Source organism: Faecalimonas nexilis (assembly GCF_059731825.1).
Map to the genome: position 1 here is coordinate 1,169,631 of NZ_AP029189.1, position 19,998 is coordinate 1,189,628.

At 39.9% G+C, this 19,998-nt stretch carries 22 protein-coding genes and 2 pseudogenes; 22 read left to right on the forward strand and 2 right to left on the reverse strand.

Features of this window, described 5'->3' with window-relative positions; genetic code table 11:
- Positions 1 to 35 precede the first annotated feature (35 nt).
- From AC6I5B_RS05810 to AC6I5B_RS05880, 15 genes and pseudogenes are all read left to right on the forward strand, one after another.
- The gene (locus AC6I5B_RS05810) at positions 36 to 614 is read left to right on the forward strand and encodes a transposase (protein ID WP_243132352.1); all 579 of its coding nucleotides are present in this window, start codon (positions 36 to 38) and stop codon (positions 612 to 614) included.
- Positions 615 to 754: 140 nt separating this feature from the next.
- Positions 755 to 1,051, forward strand: a complete 297-nt coding sequence (locus AC6I5B_RS05815; RefSeq protein ID WP_083382688.1) for a conjugal transfer protein — start codon at positions 755 to 757, stop codon at positions 1,049 to 1,051.
- A complete protein-coding gene (locus AC6I5B_RS05820; RefSeq protein ID WP_071143764.1) occupies positions 970 to 1,473 on the forward strand; it encodes an antirestriction protein ArdA in 504 nt (167 codons plus the stop codon). Before AC6I5B_RS05815 ends, AC6I5B_RS05820 begins: the two co-directional genes overlap by 82 nt.
- 17 nt (positions 1,474 to 1,490) lie before the next feature.
- A pseudogene (locus AC6I5B_RS05825) lies at positions 1,491 to 1,946 on the forward strand (antirestriction protein ArdA); the annotation flags it as partial.
- A 15-nt stretch (positions 1,947 to 1,961) separates the two neighbouring features.
- Positions 1,962 to 2,603, forward strand: a pseudogene (locus tag AC6I5B_RS05830) (conjugal transfer protein); the annotation flags it as partial.
- Positions 2,604 to 2,767: 164 nt separating this feature from the next.
- A complete protein-coding gene (locus tag AC6I5B_RS05835; protein ID WP_044930013.1) occupies positions 2,768 to 2,962 on the forward strand; it encodes a helix-turn-helix transcriptional regulator in 195 nt (64 codons plus the stop codon).
- A gap of 4 nt (positions 2,963 to 2,966) precedes the next feature.
- A complete protein-coding gene (locus AC6I5B_RS05840) occupies positions 2,967 to 3,452 on the forward strand; it encodes a DUF6773 family protein (RefSeq protein ID WP_117467885.1) in 486 nt (161 codons plus the stop codon).
- Between the two features lie 2 nt (positions 3,453 to 3,454).
- Complete coding sequence (locus tag AC6I5B_RS05845) at positions 3,455 to 3,679, forward strand: hypothetical protein (RefSeq protein ID WP_004614491.1); 225 nt, start codon at positions 3,455 to 3,457, stop codon at positions 3,677 to 3,679.
- Between the two features lie 278 nt (positions 3,680 to 3,957).
- On the forward strand, positions 3,958 to 4,374 hold the full coding sequence (locus AC6I5B_RS05850) for an RNA polymerase sigma factor (protein ID WP_320620458.1): 417 nt from the start codon (positions 3,958 to 3,960) through the stop codon (positions 4,372 to 4,374).
- A 6-nt stretch (positions 4,375 to 4,380) separates the two neighbouring features.
- Positions 4,381 to 4,629: a helix-turn-helix domain-containing protein gene (locus AC6I5B_RS05855; protein ID WP_278460116.1), complete on the forward strand. Its 249-nt coding sequence runs from the start codon at positions 4,381 to 4,383 to the stop codon at positions 4,627 to 4,629.
- Positions 4,630 to 5,068: 439 nt separating this feature from the next.
- Positions 5,069 to 5,263, forward strand: coding sequence for a hypothetical protein (locus tag AC6I5B_RS05860; RefSeq protein WP_004614488.1), 195 nt, complete (start codon positions 5,069 to 5,071; stop codon positions 5,261 to 5,263).
- A 104-nt stretch (positions 5,264 to 5,367) separates the two neighbouring features.
- A complete protein-coding gene (locus AC6I5B_RS05865; protein ID WP_497773664.1) occupies positions 5,368 to 6,588 on the forward strand; it encodes a tyrosine-type recombinase/integrase in 1,221 nt (406 codons plus the stop codon).
- 257 nt (positions 6,589 to 6,845) lie between these two features.
- Positions 6,846 to 7,298, forward strand: a complete 453-nt coding sequence (locus tag AC6I5B_RS05870; protein ID WP_004614486.1) for an Hsp20/alpha crystallin family protein — start codon at positions 6,846 to 6,848, stop codon at positions 7,296 to 7,298.
- Positions 7,299 to 7,378: 80 nt separating this feature from the next.
- Entirely contained in the window at positions 7,379 to 8,344 is a 966-nt protein-coding gene (locus AC6I5B_RS05875; protein WP_117788375.1) for a DnaJ C-terminal domain-containing protein, read from the forward strand.
- Between the two features lie 120 nt (positions 8,345 to 8,464).
- Positions 8,465 to 9,097 carry a DUF4230 domain-containing protein gene (locus AC6I5B_RS05880; protein WP_243132373.1) on the forward strand — a complete coding sequence of 211 codons (633 nt, stop codon included), beginning with the start codon at positions 8,465 to 8,467 and terminating at the stop codon, positions 9,095 to 9,097.
- A gap of 181 nt (positions 9,098 to 9,278) precedes the next feature.
- Here the strand turns inward: AC6I5B_RS05880 and pepI are convergent, their stop codons facing one another.
- On the reverse strand, positions 9,279 to 10,169 hold the full coding sequence (gene pepI, locus AC6I5B_RS05885) for a proline iminopeptidase (protein ID WP_022250752.1): 891 nt from the start codon (positions 10,167 to 10,169) through the stop codon (positions 9,279 to 9,281).
- Between the two features lie 142 nt (positions 10,170 to 10,311).
- Here pepI and AC6I5B_RS05890 point away from each other — a divergent pair, with 142 nt between their 5' ends.
- The gene (locus tag AC6I5B_RS05890; protein ID WP_497773665.1) at positions 10,312 to 10,701 is read left to right on the forward strand and encodes a hypothetical protein; all 390 of its coding nucleotides are present in this window, start codon (positions 10,312 to 10,314) and stop codon (positions 10,699 to 10,701) included.
- Between the two features lie 43 nt (positions 10,702 to 10,744).
- Here AC6I5B_RS05890 and AC6I5B_RS05895 read toward each other — a convergent pair whose 3' ends face one another.
- On the reverse strand, positions 10,745 to 11,932 hold the full coding sequence (locus tag AC6I5B_RS05895) for an IS701 family transposase (RefSeq protein WP_442872473.1): 1,188 nt from the start codon (positions 11,930 to 11,932) through the stop codon (positions 10,745 to 10,747).
- 531 nt (positions 11,933 to 12,463) lie between these two features.
- On the opposite strand from AC6I5B_RS05895, the gene AC6I5B_RS05900 reads away from it, so the two are divergent.
- The 6 genes from AC6I5B_RS05900 (at position 12,464) to mobT (ending at position 19,995) form a co-directional block, all read left to right on the forward strand.
- Entirely contained in the window at positions 12,464 to 15,517 is a 3,054-nt protein-coding gene (locus tag AC6I5B_RS05900; RefSeq protein WP_195464662.1) for a VaFE repeat-containing surface-anchored protein, read from the forward strand.
- A gap of 178 nt (positions 15,518 to 15,695) precedes the next feature.
- On the forward strand, positions 15,696 to 16,019 hold the full coding sequence (locus AC6I5B_RS05905; protein WP_055167000.1) for a YdcP family protein: 324 nt from the start codon (positions 15,696 to 15,698) through the stop codon (positions 16,017 to 16,019).
- A 15-nt stretch (positions 16,020 to 16,034) separates the two neighbouring features.
- On the forward strand, positions 16,035 to 16,415 hold the full coding sequence (locus AC6I5B_RS05910; protein WP_195464664.1) for a YdcP family protein: 381 nt from the start codon (positions 16,035 to 16,037) through the stop codon (positions 16,413 to 16,415).
- A 78-nt stretch (positions 16,416 to 16,493) separates the two neighbouring features.
- Positions 16,494 to 17,144, forward strand: coding sequence for a hypothetical protein (locus AC6I5B_RS05915; RefSeq protein WP_195464667.1), 651 nt, complete (start codon positions 16,494 to 16,496; stop codon positions 17,142 to 17,144).
- Between the two features lie 63 nt (positions 17,145 to 17,207).
- Positions 17,208 to 18,605: an FtsK/SpoIIIE domain-containing protein gene (locus AC6I5B_RS05920; RefSeq protein ID WP_195464669.1), complete on the forward strand. Its 1,398-nt coding sequence runs from the start codon at positions 17,208 to 17,210 to the stop codon at positions 18,603 to 18,605.
- A 184-nt stretch (positions 18,606 to 18,789) separates the two neighbouring features.
- A complete protein-coding gene (gene mobT, locus AC6I5B_RS05925; protein WP_195464710.1) occupies positions 18,790 to 19,995 on the forward strand; it encodes a MobT family relaxase in 1,206 nt (401 codons plus the stop codon).
- Positions 19,996 to 19,998 lie beyond the last annotated feature (3 nt).

Consider the following 19,998-nt stretch of genomic DNA (forward strand, 5'->3'; position numbering starts at 1 on the left):
ATTTTATTGTAGTGTTAATATACGAATGGTATAATATGGATATGAAGAAAGCGACAAACTTGAAGATATACAATAGAGAGCGTGATGAAATGACGGATATTAGTGGTATTTTTTCAATAGGTAGTAGTACAAACCCTCAATGGATTTCATTATGTGGACATTTGGAAGCCATTATTGGAAATTATTTTCTTTCACAGGCGGGAAATCCAGAAGCATATTGGTATGCTATATACTATGACTCAACAATAGACAGATATAATGAATGTGTGGAAATAACAGATAAGAATTTAATTGGTTATGTTTATTGTGATGATAGAGTAGCCTTTGTTTTGAACAGTTTCCTTGAAAAATTTATAAACGATACTGTAGATTATGATATTCATTATGTCGGCGTAGATTCTTTAGATAAAGAATGTATTGAATGCAGAAGATACACTGATTATTGTGAGCATATTTTACCTGCTTTCTGGATAGATGACGATTTTTTGAATAATGAAAAACTTGCGTTTGATTATGAAAAATTTGAACTGATAGATGCTGGAGTTAAATATCTTAATCCCAAGCATTTTTCTGTAAAAAACTTTGTAATGTATTGCAGATTTGATAAAAAGTGAGATTACAGTATAATAAAAGATATTTCTTTCGTTGTTAGCGACAAATTCTAGTTTTACAATTTTATATCCATACACACAAAGCAGTTAGTCTTAGGATTGACTGCTTTTTTCTTACTAAAATTTTAGATTGGAGTGATGAAATGAACAATATTTTTAAGGATATGCAGGAAAAAATCGGTTGTGAATACATTTCTGACCTGCCCTCTTACAAGCGTAAGGTGTGGCAGGAAATGAAACAGCTGAACCCTGCCGACTATGAAGAAAGACAGTTAGAAGATTTTTCAAAGTATGTGTTTGGTATGTCGTACCAGACCTTAAAAGATGTGATGAAACAACAGAAAGGACGTGAGGAACAATGCAGGAAACAAGGGTGCTGGTGGAAACGAGAGGAACAGCTGGCGAAGAAACAACATCATACTGGTTCGACCTGCCGATAGAGGTTGCCGAGTTTGAAGAAAAGTTAGGTGTCGGTGCAGAAAGTGGGGATTACCGCATTATCGAAAAGGTGTTGCCTTATGCTGATGAAGTTCACGAACATACAAGCGTGTATCAGCTTAACGAATTAGATTTTATGTACCGCCAGCTTTCAAGTGATATGCAGGAAGAATATGTATCACTACTTACGGTGTTTGAGAATTTAGAAGCACTTTATATTTGCAGGAACGTGATTACCGTTTATCCAGACTGCAAAAGCATGATAGATGTTGCAAGGCAAAAGCTGATGAACGACCCGACGTTCAAACATCTGTCCGAGGACTGTCAAGAATACTATTTTGACTTTGAAGCCTACGCTTCTCACTTGCAGGAACACGGGAAATTTTTAGTAACAGAACACGGTATCTTTGAACTGCCAGAGTAGGAAATGAGGTGGTGCTTATGATTGATGATATGGCGGTTTATATTGCTAATCTTGGTAAATACAATGAGGGTTATTTAGTCGGTGCTTGGTTCACGTTCCCCATTGACGAAGAAGATGTGAAAGAAAAAATCGGCTTGAATGAACAGTATGAGGAATACGCAATCCATGATACCGACAACTTCCCGATTGCGATTGGCGAGTATGTTTCCATTGAAGAACTCAATGAGATGTATGAAATGATAGAGGAACTTCCCGACTATATCGTAGAGTGTCTGGACGAATTTATCAGCCACTACGGGACGCTGGAAGAAGTCGTGGAACACAAGGACGATATTTATTATTATCCCGACTGTGAAACCATGACAGACGTTGCCTACTACTACATAGACGAATTGCAGGCACTTGGCGACATTCCACCCAGCTTACAGAACTACATTGACTATGAAGCCTACGGGCGAGATTTGGATATGGGTAATATTGACAATATCAACAGCAAAGAAGCGATTGAAGCAAGGACGCAGGCAATCAGCGGTTATCTGACAAAGGAATTGCAGGACTTGAATGTTGATACAATCAGAACGGATATATCGACCAGCTCCACAGTTACAGATGTGATTGTATGGAGTATCGAACAGTTGGGAACGGACACTTTTTCTGCTACCTACGAAGTAGATCAGCAGATAAAAGAGGGAGAACAGACAAGCAATGTGAAAGCGACCTATACTGTAAAAGTCCATGTAGACGCTGACGGGGATATGGTAATCATTCAGAGCCCTACCCTTGCACCGGCAATCGAAAAATCAGACTATGAGCCTAAGGCACCAGAAGCAAATGCAAGTGTAGACGCTGATACTGTCAATGACGCTACTGCATTTCTGGAAACATTCTTTAAGATCTATCCAACAGCAACAGAAAAAGAGCTTGCTTACTATGTATCTGGGAATGTGATTGAACCTATCGGCAGGGATTATCTTTATTCTGAACTGATAAACCCTATCTTTACAAAGGACGGGGACAATGTGAAAGTCAAGGTTGCCGTGAAATTCCTTGATAATCAGACAAAGGCTACGCAGGTATCACAGTATGAGCTTGTACTACATAAGGATAGCAACTGGAAGATTGTAGGATAAAAAGTTCATAAATGTTGTTATACTCCCACATACTACTTATTATTTCAATTTTGTTAGGTGTAATGAAATCTATAAATTCCATAATGCAATATATACTTGACATTATGGAATTTATAATATATAATCCATGTATAAGAAGAAAGAAAGGAGCATTAAGTGAAATTGTGAAGAATAAAAGAATAAAAATTGCTAGACTTGAGTGTGATATGAGTCAAGAAGATTTAGCAAAAACAGTAGGTGTAACACGTCAAACAATCGGATTGATTGAAGCTGGAAATTATAACCCGACACTTAAACTTTGTTTAGCAATCTGTAAAGCACTTAATAAGACTTTAGACGATTTATTTTGGGAGGAATAAAAGCATGAAAACAAATAAAATTAAAGATGAACGTATCGTTCAATTAAATAACAAAATTCAGAGTGAAGCATTTATTTTAATTATTGCTATTTTAGCACTATCTATTTTTATAAAAGCATATATGCTAGATATGGGAGTACGAGAATATTTAACAGAAATGATTGTTATGATTGTTTCAATCGTGTATCTTTCAATCAGAGGTGCAATGGTCGGATACAGTTCAATGGATAACTTATATTTTGGGAAAAAATTTAAGGTAATTTTTGCTCTACTATTAGCAGTTCTGATTACCGTTTTTAACGGAATTAGAAATTATACTATGTATGGGGAAAAATATACTGGAATATTGGACGTACATTTTCTTGCTGTAATAGGTGTTACTTTTATTTCTTCTCTCATTTTTGTTACTTTAATTTTGGGAGCTGTATATTCTATTGAAAAAATAGGGCAAAAACGACTTGAAAAACAGTTTAATAATGATGAGGAATAAGTATGTTAGGGCTTAGAAAACGTGATATTAAAAAGGCATTAAAAGCTGGTGCAAAAGCTGGCGGTGTATCATTAGCTGATGTTCGGGCAGATATAGAAGCTACGATTGAAGAAGCTATGAACAGCACCGACCCAGAAGTACAGGCGAATTTCAAAAAGTATTTTGGAAATAAACGCCCTACGCCAGAAGAATATATTTATACGATTACCAAAAAAACAAAGGTGTAATACAAAACAAGTGCTGTGAGGGGGCTTGTATTATGGAACATTTTAAGCGAAATTCTATACAATCATATACTACCTAACAGCATTTTATTAAGAACTGAATATCTTACAGCTTTAATAGCTCGTATAAAACTATATGTTTTGTGCGGGCTTTTTTCATGCCTAAAAAAATTTTTAAAATTTTTTGGTTTCAACTTAGCAAATCACACCTGCCGTTCCCTATATGGTGCGGAAAGAGGGATAACCACTTTTCACGTCGTAACGGAAAGGGGGTGAGATTGATGAAACCGTCTGACTTCCAGAAAACAGTTCAATGCCGTTTTGAAAGTTGTTTGAAGAAAGTTGTCCGACATGTTGTTAAGGACTATCAGAAGAAATTAAAGCGACGACAAAAGGAAGAAACACTTTTTTGTGAACTTCCAGAAATCGTTGTAGAAAATCTGGCTGTCTGGGACGACTATGATACGGACTATACGATTTTCAATGTATGCGGTAATGATATTCGTATTTGTGATGATGAATTGGCAGAAGCCTTGAAACATTTGTCTGAGCGTAATCGAGAAAATTTGCTGATGTATTATTTCTTGGAAATGAGCGATACCGAGATTGCAAAAAGACAAAATATTTCAAGAAGTGGTGTTTTTCAAAACCGACACAATTCACTAGAGCTTATGAAAAAAATACTAAAGGAGAAATGATAGCAAATGAAACACACAATGAAGAAGCCGTCCTACTACTTGCTTTCGCAGGCAATGGACGGGGACGAAAAAGCGATTGAAAAAATACTGACATTTTATGACCCATACATATCAAAGTGCTGTCTGCGTCCACTCTATGATGAATACGGCAATGTCTATATTGTTGTGGATATGGAGTTAAAGGGACTTATCAGAGAAGCACTTATTAAAATGGTTTTAGGGTTTGATATTGCCTTAGAAATCGAAGAAGAATAACAAGCAGTAACCGCAGAGCATGATTTGTTCAATCCCCCTCTTTCCTGCTCTGCCCTGCTTTTACATGAAAGCAACACGCTTTCGCCACAGTTCTTTGACAACTGAATAAAGCAGACAGATACGTTTGTGAGATAGCGAGCCATGGGAACTGTACGCCACGACCTTTCCAAAAGAAAGCGAGCGACCCACGCAGTGATCCGAGAGCGACTGTTGGAAAAGTCGTTTTGCCATGACCTATCTTCACAGAATAATGATACGTCCGCATGGTGCGGTTCTGCCCACAAGAATGGGAATAGTTGAGATACTAACGGAGCTTTCCAAAGCCGTCTGCCTGCTTATGTAACTTATAAAATAGACACGCAGTAAAGGGGGTGTTACATTATGTTAAATACTGATGTGTTAAATGATGTGATGTTCCAGCGAGGTAAGGTGTTGGAATATGAATAAAACGAAGATAAGAGCAACGGAACAGCCGATTGCTGTTGATATAGAGGGACTGTCTGCTATGTTATCTTGTGGTCGTGCTACTGCAAGAAAGATTGGCGAGCAGGCAGGAGCAAAAATTGTGATAGGTCGCAGGGTTCTTTATTCCATAGAAAAAGTCAAGAAATACTTGTTATATTTGGAAGAATAGAGCAATTTTCTATTTATGTTCTCTGGCGTGTGTAGTATAATAAGAAAGGACAAAGCACGCTGTGAGAACAAGAAAAGAGGCTTTTTCAGAAAGGAATGGTTCTCATGGCAATTAGTAGAAAAGACCCAAAAGGAAGAAAATTAAGAGAGGGCGAAAATTGGCGTAATGATGGAAGATACAGCTATCGTTATACAGATGTAAGAACAGGCAAGAGATTGACAGTCTATGCACAAGATTTACCAGAGCTTCGAGAAAAAGAGAAGCAGATTGCAAAAGATATGGAAGATAATATATTGACAGACGGAGCAATCAAAAAAATGACGCTTAACACGTTGTTTGAGCATTATATGGCAACTCGTGAGCTGGCTGATACTACAAGAGTTAGTTATGTTCGTGCTTGGGAAAACAGAGTTAAAGACGAGATTGGAAATATTAAAGTTGTTCAACTTTTACCCTCACATATTAAAGCGTATTATGCGAAACTTTCCAAAGCTGGATATGCTTATTCTACAATCAAGTATATTCACAACCTGCTTTATCCTGCATTAGAAATGGCTGTTGATGATGATATTATCCGAAAGAACCCTGCAAAAAGTTCCATTAGCGATTATGGAAAACCAGCAGAGGAAAAAGAAGCCTTAACAGTTTCTCAACAAGAAAAGTTTATGGAGTTTGTAAAACAGAGCAATGTCTATAACACATATTATCCTATGTTTACCATAATGATTGGTACGGGGTTAAGGTGTGGGGAGCTTATTGGTCTTACATGGAAAGATATAAACATCAAGGCAAAAACGGTTAATGTAGACCACCAGCTCATTTATAAGAATTTAGGCGACGGTTGCAAGTTCCATATCTCAACACCAAAAACGGAGTCGGGTATTCGTATTATACCTACGACACAAGAAGTTGCAAAAGCCTTTGAGGAACAAAGGAAAATCAATTTCATGCTTGCAAAGGATAAGAGCATTGAGGTGGACGGGTATTCGGGGTTTGTCTTTACAGCGAAATCGGGCAGACCGCTTATGCCGAATGGCGTAAATAGTGTTTTATATAACATTGTAGACGCATATAACAAAACCGAAGTAGAGAGAGCAAAAAAAGAGCATAGGAAAGCAGAACTGTTACCAAAGTTTTCAGCTCATGTAATGCGTCACACAGCTTGTACCAGAATGGCAGAGTGCCGTATGGACGTAAAAGTTCTTCAATATATTATGGGACACGCTCATATAGATGTAACAATGGAAGTGTACAATCATATTGGAGAGCTGACAAGGATTGAAAATGAGATTGCAAGACTAGATAGTATGGTGTTAAATGCTTGACACCACAAAAAGAAAAATTGGTGTCAAATTGGTGTCAAAACAGAAAAAATCACAATTTCAAAAGAAATAAGATACTGCAAACCATTGATTTTAAAGGGTTTGCAAAAAAATAACAAAAATATTAGCACTCACCTCTTGACAGTGCTAATTATAAGTGTTATAACGTAGATAGAACAAAGGAAGAGGAACAAAAAGAAGTTCCGAAATCCAATGCTCCAAACCAATAAACAATATGCTTTTGAAAGGAGACATGACTTATGTTAAGACCTAGTATTTTTAATGATAATTTATTTGATGATTTCTTTGAATTCCCATTCTTTGATGATCGGGCAGAGAGAAAATTATATGGACACAATGCGAAAAACATTATGAAGACAGACATCAAAGAACATAAAGACGGATATGAGCTTGAGATTGATCTTCCGGGATTTCATAAAGATGAGATTCAGGCTGAGTTAAAAGATGGATATTTGACTATCAGCGCAGCAAAACAGTTGAATCAGGATGAGAAGGAAAAAGAATCCGGAAAATATATTCGTCGTGAACGCTACAGCGGATCTTGCCAGAGAAGTTTCTATGTGGGAGACGAGATTACACAGGAAGACATCAAAGCGGAATTCAAACATGGCATTTTGAAACTGTTTGTTCCAAAGAAAGAAGCAAAGCCGGAAGTAGAGCAAAGAAAATTTGTATCAATTGAAGGCGAATAAAATAGGTGTGCAAGCAAAGTAACTGATTGAAACCCTGGGGAGTAATTCCCGGGGTATTCTTAATATGGGAGGTGATGATTGTGGAAACAAAACGTGATTATTATGAGGTTCTTGGAGTCAACCGAGAGGCAGAAGAAGGGGCTATTAAGAAGGCATATCGAAAGCTGGCAAAAAAATATCATCCGGATACGAATGCAGGAAATGCTCAGGCAGAGCAGAGATTTAAAGAGATTACAGAAGCATATACGGTTTTGAGTGATCCCAAAAAACGAAAACTATATGATCAGTTTGGTCATGCGGCGTTTGATGGAAGTGGTCCGCAGGAAGGCGCATATTACAGAAATGCCGGAAATACCGGAAATGGAGGTTATCGGGAATATCATTTCGAAGGTGGTGACATGGACGATATTTTCGGAGATATTTTTGGTGATATGTTTCATGGAAAGAATAGTGGAGGATTTGGAAAGCGTGGATTTGGCGGTCGAGAATTTTCCGGCAGAGGGTCTGATGTGGAAGCAGATGTCGCTGTAAGTTTTGACGAAGCTGTTTTCGGAGGGGATAAAGTCATTCATTTAAGAGGTCAGGATGGAAATGTACAATCACTTCAGGTTCACATTCCGGCAGGAATTGAGACAGGAAAGACAATCCGCTTGAGAGGAAAAGGCAATCCGGGAATCAACGGTGGAGGGAGTGGAGACTTATTACTTCGTGTCACGGTAGGAGAAAAGCCGGGATATGAAAGAAAAGGAAGGGATATCTACACGACGGTTCAGATACCGTACACGACAGCAGTATTTGGAGGAGAAGCCCGTGTAAAAACAATACATGGAGAGGTTATTTGCAAGATTCGAGAAGGAACGCAGTCAGGAAGTAAGATCCGTCTGCGGGGAAAAGGCGTTGTATCCATGAAAAATCCATCTCAGTACGGTGATCAGTATGTAACAGTACAGATTCAGGTGCCAAAGAATTTAAGCGCAGAGGCAAAACAAAAATTAAGAGAATTTGAAAAATTAGCCAGCCAAAGCAGTAATGGGCATGCAGCATAGGGAATGCATAGAAACGGTAATTTTTATTTTTTTAGAAATTACCGTTTTTGTATGTTTATTTTTAATTGGTATGCTATAATGACTGTACGCAAATTTGTAGACAGTAGAAAGGAAATGCGTATGGAGAATCAAAAAGAGAAAAGTACAAAAAAGAGAAGGATGCTGAAATTTATAGGAAAGCATCTTACAAAAAATGTAGTTATCGTTCTTGCAGTGGTTTTGGTAATCGCACTTGGGGCAATTGGACTGCGCAGTGTAATCACATCGGAGAGCAAGACTACGAAAATAGGATTTGAAAATATTGGGGAATTGGCGACACAATCCGCATATTGCACAGAAGTAAATGTGACCGATGACTGGAGAAAGCTGTTCGGAATCAAAATACCATTTACTCAGAGTAAATATATTTATAGCTACGATTTTGTGATCAAGGCAGGGTATGATTTTAAAGATATCAAGTGGAGTGAAAAAGGTGACAAGATTGAAGTGACACTCCCGGAGGTGAAAGTCTTGAGCAACGAGATTGACTTGGATTCCTTTAAAGTGTACCATGAAGAAGAGAGTATTTTCAGCCCGATTACCTTAGATGAAAGCAACGAAGCATTGGAGAATCTGAAAAAGACAGCGCAGGACGATGCCATTGCAAATGGATTGTTTGAGAATGCGAGAAGTAATGCAGAGACAATTTTGACAGGATTTTTTGGAAATGTCTATGATTTGGATAAATATGAGATTGTCTTTCAGGATAAATAAAAAGGAGGAGCGGTAGGATGAAGAAAAAGTTATTATATGCGTTAGGGCTTGTTGCGGCTGCGATTGTGCTGTTTTACTTTATATTATATCTGACAGCATAAGATTAAGGCATGTATAAAACACCTCGCGGGACTAGTATTGGTGGCGAGGTGTTTTTATAGTTCCTGATTTCGAAATCTGCTTAGTCGTATTTGTTCATCCATTTGATGAGTTCTACACAGTAGTCATCATGTCTGTCTACGAAGCAGGTATGTCTCGCACGTTCCCAAAGAATCCATTTGGAGTTTGGAATTCCGTCTGCCATTGTTTTGGCAACAAGAGGAGAGCAAAGATCTGAGATACCGCTGCAGATCAGCGAAGGGATCTTGATCTCACCAAGTCTGTCAATGTACTCGAAGTCCTTGAGAGTGCCTGTAGGTGCAAACTCGTTTGGTCCCCATCCTTCAACATAAGACTCAGAACCGGATTTTTTAGGTCTTTTACAACACTCAGGAGCATCCTCACCTAGCCAATAGTTGCAGTATCTGTCCATATATTCAGCAACGGCCGCATCATAAGCTTCTCCTGTGAAATCACCCGTTTCGAGTGCATGGTTGATCGCGTCCTGCATATCCTGTGGCATCATCTTGATGCGGCGAAGACCTTCTCGCTCCCAAAGAGAGCTGCTTGGGTGACCGCTGGAAATGATGAAACTTTTAATGCCCTGTGGTTTGTAATCAATTGCATAAGCAATCTGCATCATGCCACCCCAGGATTGTCCGATAATATGACACTCATCTAATCCAAGATGTTTTCTTAAAGCATCAAGTTCGTCTAACCAAACTTTTTGATTCCAAAGTTCTGGATGTCCGTCGAGGTATGAGTTCCCACAGCCGATTTGGTCATACATAACGATCATACGGTCATCGTCGTCAGCGACGTTATCTAATACCTCATAATAATTGTGAGTAGAACCCGGTCCGCCGTGGAGACAGATCAAAGGTGCTTTTCCATTGTTTTTTCTTTCACCGACTATTCTATAATATGTCTGATAGCCAAGGTATGGCATATAGCCTTCTGTAATTTTTGCCATGATGTTCCCCTTTCTGTTTTGTTTATTAAGAAAGTCCATTATAATATATTTTGTGGGAGGATGGCAATTGTATTTCAGTTCTTTTTGAGGTCACACAGAGTATCGGCATCATGCAAAGCAGATTTTTGATACGGGACTTGAAATGGATTTATTGCAGGAATATTTTTTGATTCCACTTGATATTTTTCAGAAAACCACGCATAATGAAATTAGTAAATTAGAGGCTTGGCTATACTTTTTAAGTTCTGATAAACCGGAAGATATTTTGAAAGTTGTCGGGAAATATCCGGAGTTTCGAGAGTTATACCAGGATCTCATTGTGTTTCGATATCAACCAAAGGAGCTGATAGATATGTACCGAAAAGCGTTAAGAGAAGCAGATGCCAGTGATATAAAATATATGGTGGAAGAACAACAAAGAGAGATTGAGGAATTGAAGGAAATGAATGAAAGTTTGCAGGAAACGAATGAAAGTTTGCAGGAGCAGATTACAAAATTGCACATTTTGCTTGAAGAAATGAAAGAAAAATAAAATATAGAACTATAAATGAGCAAATTTGAAAAATTGCACAAAACTACACTGCGAATTTCATAAATGAATCAAAATCATTACTTTCCTTTGCGCATTGAAAAAGATAACGATACTTTTCCAGCTGAATGGTATCACAGATTTCGTGATATCCAGTTTCAAACGAGCAGAATCTACCAGTACCTACTGCACACATGAAATGTGCCAGTGACATAAGCAGCCAGTACCTTTTGATTCCCTGTGCAGAGCGTATCTGATAGCCGTCCAGTGCCAGTTTCTCCTTACATTGGCGGAAAAATACTTCAATCGGCCATCGACACACATACCAGGAAAGAATCTCCTGTGTAGATAGGGCTACGTTTGTACTGATGAAAGCACGCAATGCTTTGGGATTACCAAATGCTTTTTCCGGATAACTCAAAAGAACTACCGCATTTTCTATGCCGTTGAGGTTTCCCTCGTACCGGTACACATAATAGTTTCGTTTTTTGACTGTCACAAGGTCAAATTCACGATGTGTAACAGACAATTCGGCGGCCAGTTCACGAAGTTTCTTTTTCATTCCCGATGGATACAGCAAACGGTTTGTTTTCAAAGCACCGATGGTATGGAACCCTCTCTGTGCAAAGGTATTGATTATCTTTTCAGAAACATACCAGCAGTCACAAAGAAAATAGGACATTACCGGTGGAACAGGCAGCTCCTTTGCAATGCTTTGTACAATGTCAATCTTGGAAATTGACTTATTGTACATTACAAAAGCATAGTTCAGAACAATGCCATTGCAGGAAAGCATAACAGCAATTGCCTGATGCCCGTAATCCTGTTTTCCCTTTAAATGGGATTGGTGAAAATACGCATCTTCAATCGGATGTAAAGCCTGTGACGAAGGCTTTGTCTTTGAAGCGATCGTATCGTCCACAATACAGAGAACAGGCTTTCCGGTGCGTGCTGCTTCTGAATAAATAATCTCAATGACAGAGCATTTTAACGTATCTGAAAGTAAAGAATCATCCCATTTTCCGGAATTGAGGAAATGGGCAATCGTAGTTCTGTGGCAGGAACTGTTTTTAGCAAAATCCGTGGTTTTTCCATGATATCCTGAAATAAATATGCTAATCAGGATGCTCATGAGGTGGTTCACCACTCGATTTGAATAAAATTTGCATAAGTTTAATTTCTTAAACTGGTTGTATATGAACGAGGAATGATGTATAGTATTTGCAAGAGGCACCTTCTTTCGTAAATGTTGCAAATGTTTGTTTTGTCACTTTCATTATACAACACTATCGAATTCAAGGTGCCTTTCTTTTATGCAAAATCACGAACTTGCTCATTTATAGATATAGAATATAGAATAGTAGAGGGCAGCTGTTGATTGGGAAGAGTTTTCCAATAGCAGTTGTCTTTTGCTTATTTGTAAAAAGAAACAATTTATCTATAAAAGCCAAAGCATACTGTTATTTGAAAAAAATTAGCACTCACCCCTTGTTATTGTGACGTTGGTTTTGTCTAGTTTCATATAGTCCCGTAACGCCCTAGTTACAAGGGTTTCACGGATTTTGAAAATTTGTAGCTGTTCATCAAAAATCGTCATTTTTCAGAAATTTGGGGTCAAAATTGGCGTCAGATAGCACACCAGAGAGAAAAATTAAATATTTTATAGACTATGGAACGTACACTTTTGGCGTTCCTTTTCTATTTCCAGTCGTTCAGAAATGGACGGCTTTTTTCATACCCAAAATCGAAAGGAGAAAGAGAAAATATGAATAAGCTAGTAAAGCGATTGCTGACAGGAACGCTTGCTTTTGCAACCATTCTCACGGCATTACCAGTGACGGCGGTTCATGCTTCCGGCAATCAATACTGGACAGAATCAGCAGAACGTGTCGGCTACATTGAACACGTTATGAATGATGGTTCTATCAAATCTACATTCCATGAGGGACACATGAAAGTTGAGGGCGAAACTGCCTACTGCGTGGACATCAATACCAATTTCAAGAATGGATATAAAACAAGGTCTGACGCAAGTACACGTATGAGTAGTGATCAGATTGCGGACGTTGCTCTTTCCTTAGAGTACGTCAAGCAATATACCGCTTCTCATACGAACTTGAATTACAAACAGGGATACTTGCTGGAACAGTGTGTTGTCTGGCAGAGGTTGAGTGAACAGCTCGGCTGGCAGTGCGATAACGTCAGAGCTTCCTATAATGAAATCTCACAGGCAGTACAGAATGAAGTTTACGCTGGTGCGAAAGCATTTGTGAAAGCAAATAAGGGACGCTATGAATGTGGCGGTTACATTTATACTGGCGAAGGACAGGACATCGGACAGTTCTGGGCGAAGTTAAATGTGGGAAATGCAAAGGTCAAAAAGACTTCTTCCAATCCCACGGTCACAGATGGCAATGCCAACTATTCCTTTGAGGGTGCAACATTTGGTGTCTATTCTGATAAAGGCTGTAACAGCCAGCTTGCCACACTTACTGCCGATGGAAACGGCGATACCAAAGAAGTTGAGGTAAAAGCTGGAACAGTGTATATCAAAGAGCTTTCTGCTCCAAAGGGTTACAAGCTGGATTCTATTGTCCATGCCTTAAATGTGGAAGTTGGAAAAACAGCGACATTGACTGTTACTGACACTCCAAAGGTCACAGAAACTTTGATTGATTTATTCAAAATCGACATGGAAACAGGAAAATCCACTCCACAGGGAAATGCTTCTTTAGAGGGTGCAGAGTTCGCATGGAGCTATTATGACGGGTACTACAATGCGGATAATCTTCCTGCAAAGGCTACCCGTACATGGACAACGAAAACCGTTGTAGAAAAAGACAGTGACGGAACTATCCATTATGTATCCAGACTTGCCGACAGCTACAAAGTATCCGGCGACAGCTTCTATACACAGGACGGTAAAAATGTACTGCCACTTGGTACACTCACTGTCACAGAAACAAAAGCACCAAACGGCTACTTATTAGATGGTGCATATATGCAGGCTGACGGAAGTTCCGAACAGATTAAGGGAACATACCTTACACAGATTTCCGAAGATGGCGAACTTGCTGTACTTTCTGGAAGCAACCAGTATACCGTATCTGACAAGGTTATCCGTGGCGGTGTGAAAATCCAGAAACGTGACCTTGAAACAAAGGATACCAAAGCACAAGGAAGTGCAACCTTACAGTACACAGAGTTCAACATCATTTCCTTAAATGACAGTCCTGTACTGGTTGAGGGAAAATTATACAGCAAGAATGAAACGGTAAAGAAGATTCAGACAGGCATTGACGGAATTGCTTCTACTTCTGCTGACTTGCTCCCTTACGGAAATTACAGATTAGAAGAAAGCAAAGCACCAGAGGGCTACTTGACAGATGGTGCAAAGGCAATCGACTTTTCTATCACAGAAGATGGAAAAATCGTAGACTTGACTGACAAATCCCACTCTGTCTACAACCAGATTAAGCGTGGCGATATTGAGGGTGTAAAAATCGGTGCAGGTACACACAAACGCCTTGCAGGTGTTCCATTCAGAATTACAAGCAAGACAACGGGAGAATCCCATATTGTAGTCACTGACAAAAACGGTCAGTTCTCCACTGCTTCAAGCTGGGCTTCCCACAAGGTCAATACCAATGCTGGAAAATCCAGTGAGGACGGTGTATGGTTTGGAACATCTGAGCCAGACGACAGCAAAGGTGCATTACTTTATGATACCTATGTGATTGAGGAATTAAAGTGTGATTCCAACGCCGGATTTAAGCTGATTCCAGCTTTTGAGGTGGTCGTATCCAGAAATAAAGTGACCGTAAATTTAGGGACACTGACCGATGAATATGAAAAAGAAATCACAATCCATACCACAGCTACCGACAAGAAAACTGGCGAAAAAATGATTGTTGCCGGAAAAGACATCAAGATCGTGGACAAAGTCACACTTGATGGCTTGGAAGTTGGAACAAAATATAAATTATCCGGCTGGCAGATGTTAAAGGAAGAAAATGCCGAACTTCTGATTGACGGGAAATGTGTAGACAGTGATTACACTTTCACTGCTGACAGCGAAAAAATGGTAGTTGAAATTACTTACAGCTTTGACGGTTCAGCTCTTGGCGGTCAGAACCTTGTTACCTTTGAGGAATTGTACGATATGAGCAATCCGAAAGAGCCTGTCAAGGTTGCCGAACATAAGGACATCAACGATGATGGACAGACCGTTCTTATCACAGAACGTATCATCAAAATCCATACGACCGCTACGGATAAGGACGGCAAGAAAGAAATCGAAGCCGGAAAAGATGTAACGATTGTGGATAAAGTCACATTAGATGGTCTGGAAGTTGGAACAAAATACAAACTTTCCGGCTGGCAGATGTTAAAAGAAGAAAATGCCGAACTTTTGATTGATGGAAAGAAAGTATCCAATGATTATGAGTTTACAGCCGACAGTGAAAAAATGACGGTTGAGATTGCCTTTACCTTTGATGGTTCTTCTCTTGGTGGCAAGAGCCTTGTCACATTTGAGGAATTATACGATATGACCAATTCAGACGAACCAAAGAAAGTGACGGAACATAAAGACATCACGGACGATGGACAGACCGTGACAATCAAGGAAGTGCCGGAAGTCCCAGACATACCAAAGGATACCGACACGCCGGATACACCGTCTACGGTTACTAAGACAAGTGACAGTCCAAAAACAGGCGACAATACCAATATCTATGCTTATCTTGCCATGCTCGGTCTTTCCTGCGTAGGGCTTGGCGGTATGCTTTACTTCAAACGCCGCAGAAAGAAATTATAAGGCAGTAACGTAGCGGTTGGTGGAACGTTCAAGGTCGCCACCCTTTTTGCAACTTCACGCTCCCGTGAAGCACTTGGTTTACGGGAGCGTGAAGTCCACTAGGGGCGTGGGGAGTGTAGCTCCCCACAAAGTACAGCAGGAAAGAACTTACAAATAGAAAGAAAAGAGGTCAATTATTATGGAATTAAGATTTGTCGTACCAAACATGGAAAAGACATTCGGAAACCTGGAGTTTGCCGGAGAAAATACTACGGAACAACAGAGAATCAACGGGCGTATGGCTGTCATTACCAGAAGCTACAACCTGTATTCCGATGTGCAGAGAGCCGATGATGTAGTTGTGACACTTCCTGCCAAAGCTGGCGAAAAGCATTTCTCGCCAGAGCAGAAAGTAAAACTTATCAACCCACGAATCACTACCGATGGCTATAAAATCGGGGAACGTGGATTTGTCAATTACATCTTACTTGCAGACGATATGTTACCAGTGGAAAGTAAATAAGGGGGTATTCAGATTATGAGATTAGCAAATGGAATCGTCATTGATAAAGAAAAGACTTTCGGAGTGTTGAAGTTCTCCGCATTACGCCGTGAGGTTCATGTACAGAATGAAGATGGAACGGTCAGTGAAGAAATTAAGGAACGCACCTACGATTTGAAATGCAACACACAGGGACGCATGATACAGGTATCCGTTCCGGCGACTGTTCCGTTAAAGGACTATGACTACAACGCCGAAGTGGAACTTATCAACCCTGTTGCAGATACGGTAGCCAATGCAAATTACCGTGGTGCAGATGTGGACTGGTATGTAAAGGCAGACGATATTGTTTTAAAAAATAAAAACGGTCATGCTGGAATTTCTCAGAATATTTCACAAGGACAACCTAAAAAATAAATGTAGCGTATAGATTTCCATTGTAGGTATTTTGGCAAAATGTTATAATATTCTAAGTAAAGTACGGGAGTGAATAATATGCCAATTAAATTTAATTTTAACAGATTGCAAAATATATATTTTGCTACTTTGAATTCTGATGATAAGGCAACTGCTTTTGACATACAAATTGGCAAAGGTAGATTTTTGTTTATGATGTATTTGTCTGATGAGGATAAAGAGGCTAAAGATACACTTTTTATTTATATGCGAAACACAAAAGTTTTGAGAAAATTAAAAATGTATGGTAGCCATAAAAAAGGCACATTTGATGTATATATATCAGAAAAAATTCAGAACGAGATGACAGAAGAACTCTGTTTAACTCACAGTGGAAAACCTTTTGATTTTGAACATTTTCTTGAAGAACTTAATTCCAATATACCATTAGAGATAAGACAAGAAACTAAAATTAAGACTCTTCGGGAAAATAGAAAAATAATCAGCTCTCTTGATGTAGTCGATGAAGCAAAGAAAACAGTATTAATCGGAGATAAACATTTGTCGGTAGGAAAACCACAAGATAAGACATTGAGAAAGTTGTATTTATATACGGATGCTGATGTAAAAGATATTGATGAATTAATAAAATTACTTAAAAAATTCAATAGAACGGTTGCTTGGACGACAGAGGATAATAATCACAAATCCGCAAATATTCGTGATTTAATTTGTGCGTTAAGTAAATAAAAGTATTAAGCAGTTAGTCTACATGATTAACTGCTTTTCTTATCCCCAAAGAAAGGAGTTTTAATGAAAGTATTGAAAAAATCTAAAGGTAACAGGATTCGTGCCAGTGATAAATCGCTGGTTTATCATTTCTGTATCGGCTGGCTGTTGCTCCTGTTCGTTGCGGTATTCCTGCTACTAAACCTGCGACAGCTTCTTGTTACCGACTGGAAAGATTTTAACCTGCTCCATGCCGGAATCACATGGACTGCCTACAATTCCATTACGGTTCTGATAGCGACTGGTGTTTGTGCATTGGTCGCTTTTCTCTACTACCGTTACGGATATGACCGTATCAAGCGGTTGCTACACAGACAAAAACTGGCTCGTATGGTGCTGGAAAATAAATGGTATGAAGCCGAAAACACCAAAGACAGCGGTTTTTTCACTGACCTGCAAAGCAGATCAAGAGAAAAAATCGTGTGGTTTCCCAAAATTTACTATCAGATGGACAACGGATTGCTCCATATCCGCTGTGAAATCACAATGGGAAAATATCAAGAACAGCTCCTGTCCTTAGAGGATAAATTGGAATCGGGGCTGTACTGTGAACTGACCGACAAGACACTGCATGACGGATATATCGAATACACCCTGCTCTATGATATGATAGCGAACCGTATTTCGGTTGATGAAGTGATAGCCGAAAATGGCGGTCTGCGGTTAATGAAAAATCTGGTGTGGGAATATGATTCACTTCCCCATGCCCTTATCTGCGGTGGTACAGGTGGTGGAAAGACCTATTTTCTGCTGACTATCATTGAAGCCCTGCTAAGAACCAATGCGGATTTATACATTCTTGACCCGAAGAACGCTGACCTTGCAGACTTGGGAACGGTCATGGGAAATGTCTACCACACGAAAGACGATATGATTGACTGCGTCAATACCTTTTATGAGGGCATGGTCACACGCTCGGAAGAAATGAAACTGCACCCGAACTACCGCACAGGGGAAAACTATGCCTATCTGGGGCTTGCTCCACAGTTCCTTATCTTTGATGAATACGTGGCTTTCCTAGAAATGCTCACAACAAAAGAAAGCACCGCCCTGTTAAGCCAGCTAAAGAAAATCGTCATGCTCGGCAGACAGGCTGGTTATTTTCTGATTGTAGCTTGCCAGCGTCCAGACGCAAAGTATTTCGGGGACGGTATCAGAGATAACTTCAACTTCCGTGTGGGGCTTGGTCGCATGAGTGAACTCGGCTACGGTATGCTCTTTGGAAGTGATGTGAAAAAACAGTTTTTCCAGAAGCGAATCAAAGGACGTGGATACTGTGATGTGGGAACAAGCGTCATATCAGAATTTTACACTCCCCTTGTACCCAAAGGCTATGATTTCTTGGGTACGATTGGGGAACTTACACACATAAGGCAGGACGGACAGGTGGCGTGCGAAGCGAAAGCCACAGGTACGGACTAGCCTTGCTGGTGTGGCGGTAGCCACGCCAGCATATATCAAGCCCCTCGGTATCTAACAGAGGGGCACAAATCACAAGGAAACATACACAAAAGTTACCGATTCTTGGCTGAAATCAAGCGTTTGGTAGCTTTTTTTATTGCTGTGACATCGGACTAAAAATGTCACAGTTTTTTGTAAAGGGGGTATCGCACTGAATGATACAGAGTGGATACAGGATTTTGCAGACAGGCGTTTGCAGTACGGTGTATCCCAGACGAAACTTGCGGTCATGGCTGGAATCAGCCGTGAACATTTAAGCCGTATTGAATCCGGCAAGGTGGCGGTCACAGAAGAAATGAAAGTGAAACTACTGGAAGCTCTGGAAAAATTCAACCCAGAAGCACCGCTTACCATGCTGTTTGATTATGTGAGGATACGGTTTCCGACACTGGATATTGGACACATCATTAAGGACATCTTACAGCTCAATATCCAGTACATGATACATGAGGACTTCGGGCATTACAGCTACACGGAACACTACTACATCGGAGATATTTTCGTATTCACTTCTCCCGATGAAGAAAAAGGTGTTCTGCTGGAACTGAAAGGAAAAGGCTGTCGCCAGTTTGAAAGTTATCTGCTGGCACAGGAACGGAGCTGGTATGACTTCCTTATGGACGCTCTGGTGGACGGCGGTGTGATGAAACGCCTTGACCTTGCCATCAATGACCATACAGGAATGTTGGATATTCCAGAACTGACCGAAAAATGCCGGAATGAGGAATGTGTATCGGTGTTCCGTTCCTTTAAGTCCTATGCTTCCGGCGAACTGGTCAAGCATGAGGAACAGGACAAGGCTGGTATGGGTTATACGCTTTATATCGGCTCGCTAAAAAGTGAGGTGTACTTCTGTGTCTATGAAAAAAGCTATGAACAGTACATCAAACTGGGGATTCCCATTGAGGAAGCACCGATAAAAAACAGATTTGAAATACGGTTGAAAAATGAACGTGCTTATTATGCTGTCCGTGACCTGCTGACCTACTATGACGCTGAACGGACGGCATTTTCTATTATCAACCGCTATGTACGCTTTGTGGATAAGGAAGCAGACAAGAAACGGAGCGACTGGAAATTATCTGTCCGCTGGGCGTGGTTCATCGGGGAAAACAGAGAGCCGTTAAAGCTCACGACCAAACCCGAACCCTACACACTGGACAGAACCCTACGCTGGATTCAACGGCAGGTTGACCCGACACTCAAAATGCTGGAAACAATCACAGCGAAAACAGGGATTGATTATCTGAAAGAAATCCGTAAATCCACGAAACTGACGGAAAAGCACTACAAGATAATCGAACAACAGACCACATCAACCGAAGATGTGATTTTAGAAAAGGAGAATTGAAAA

Excerpts from the sequence above, each read along its gene's own strand:
- AC6I5B_RS05905 (WP_055167000.1), top strand. The coding sequence starts at position 15,696 with ATGGAATTAAGATTTGTCGTACCAAACATGGAAAAGACATTCGGAAAC.
- AC6I5B_RS05915 (WP_195464667.1), top strand. The coding sequence starts at position 16,494 with ATGCCAATTAAATTTAATTTTAACAGATTGCAAAATATATATTTTGCT.
- AC6I5B_RS05900 (WP_195464662.1), top strand. The coding sequence starts at position 12,464 with ATGAATAAGCTAGTAAAGCGATTGCTGACAGGAACGCTTGCTTTTGCA.
- AC6I5B_RS05890 (WP_497773665.1), top strand. The coding sequence starts at position 10,312 with ATGGATTTATTGCAGGAATATTTTTTGATTCCACTTGATATTTTTCAG.
- AC6I5B_RS05810 (WP_243132352.1), top strand. The coding sequence starts at position 36 with ATGGATATGAAGAAAGCGACAAACTTGAAGATATACAATAGAGAGCGT.
- AC6I5B_RS05845 (WP_004614491.1), top strand. The coding sequence starts at position 3,455 with ATGTTAGGGCTTAGAAAACGTGATATTAAAAAGGCATTAAAAGCTGGT.
- AC6I5B_RS05860 (WP_004614488.1), top strand. The coding sequence starts at position 5,069 with ATGAATAAAACGAAGATAAGAGCAACGGAACAGCCGATTGCTGTTGAT.
- AC6I5B_RS05865 (WP_497773664.1), top strand. The coding sequence starts at position 5,368 with ATGGCAATTAGTAGAAAAGACCCAAAAGGAAGAAAATTAAGAGAGGGC.
- AC6I5B_RS05855 (WP_278460116.1), top strand. The coding sequence starts at position 4,381 with ATGAAACACACAATGAAGAAGCCGTCCTACTACTTGCTTTCGCAGGCA.
- AC6I5B_RS05850 (WP_320620458.1), top strand. The coding sequence starts at position 3,958 with ATGAAACCGTCTGACTTCCAGAAAACAGTTCAATGCCGTTTTGAAAGT.
- AC6I5B_RS05820 (WP_071143764.1), top strand. The coding sequence starts at position 970 with ATGCAGGAAACAAGGGTGCTGGTGGAAACGAGAGGAACAGCTGGCGAA.
- AC6I5B_RS05880 (WP_243132373.1), top strand. The coding sequence starts at position 8,465 with ATGGAGAATCAAAAAGAGAAAAGTACAAAAAAGAGAAGGATGCTGAAA.
- pepI (WP_022250752.1), bottom strand. The coding sequence starts at position 10,169 with ATGGCAAAAATTACAGAAGGCTATATGCCATACCTTGGCTATCAGACA.
- AC6I5B_RS05840 (WP_117467885.1), top strand. The coding sequence starts at position 2,967 with ATGAAAACAAATAAAATTAAAGATGAACGTATCGTTCAATTAAATAAC.
- AC6I5B_RS05920 (WP_195464669.1), top strand. The coding sequence starts at position 17,208 with ATGAAAGTATTGAAAAAATCTAAAGGTAACAGGATTCGTGCCAGTGAT.
- AC6I5B_RS05815 (WP_083382688.1), top strand. The coding sequence starts at position 755 with ATGAACAATATTTTTAAGGATATGCAGGAAAAAATCGGTTGTGAATAC.
- AC6I5B_RS05870 (WP_004614486.1), top strand. The coding sequence starts at position 6,846 with ATGTTAAGACCTAGTATTTTTAATGATAATTTATTTGATGATTTCTTT.
- AC6I5B_RS05910 (WP_195464664.1), top strand. The coding sequence starts at position 16,035 with ATGAGATTAGCAAATGGAATCGTCATTGATAAAGAAAAGACTTTCGGA.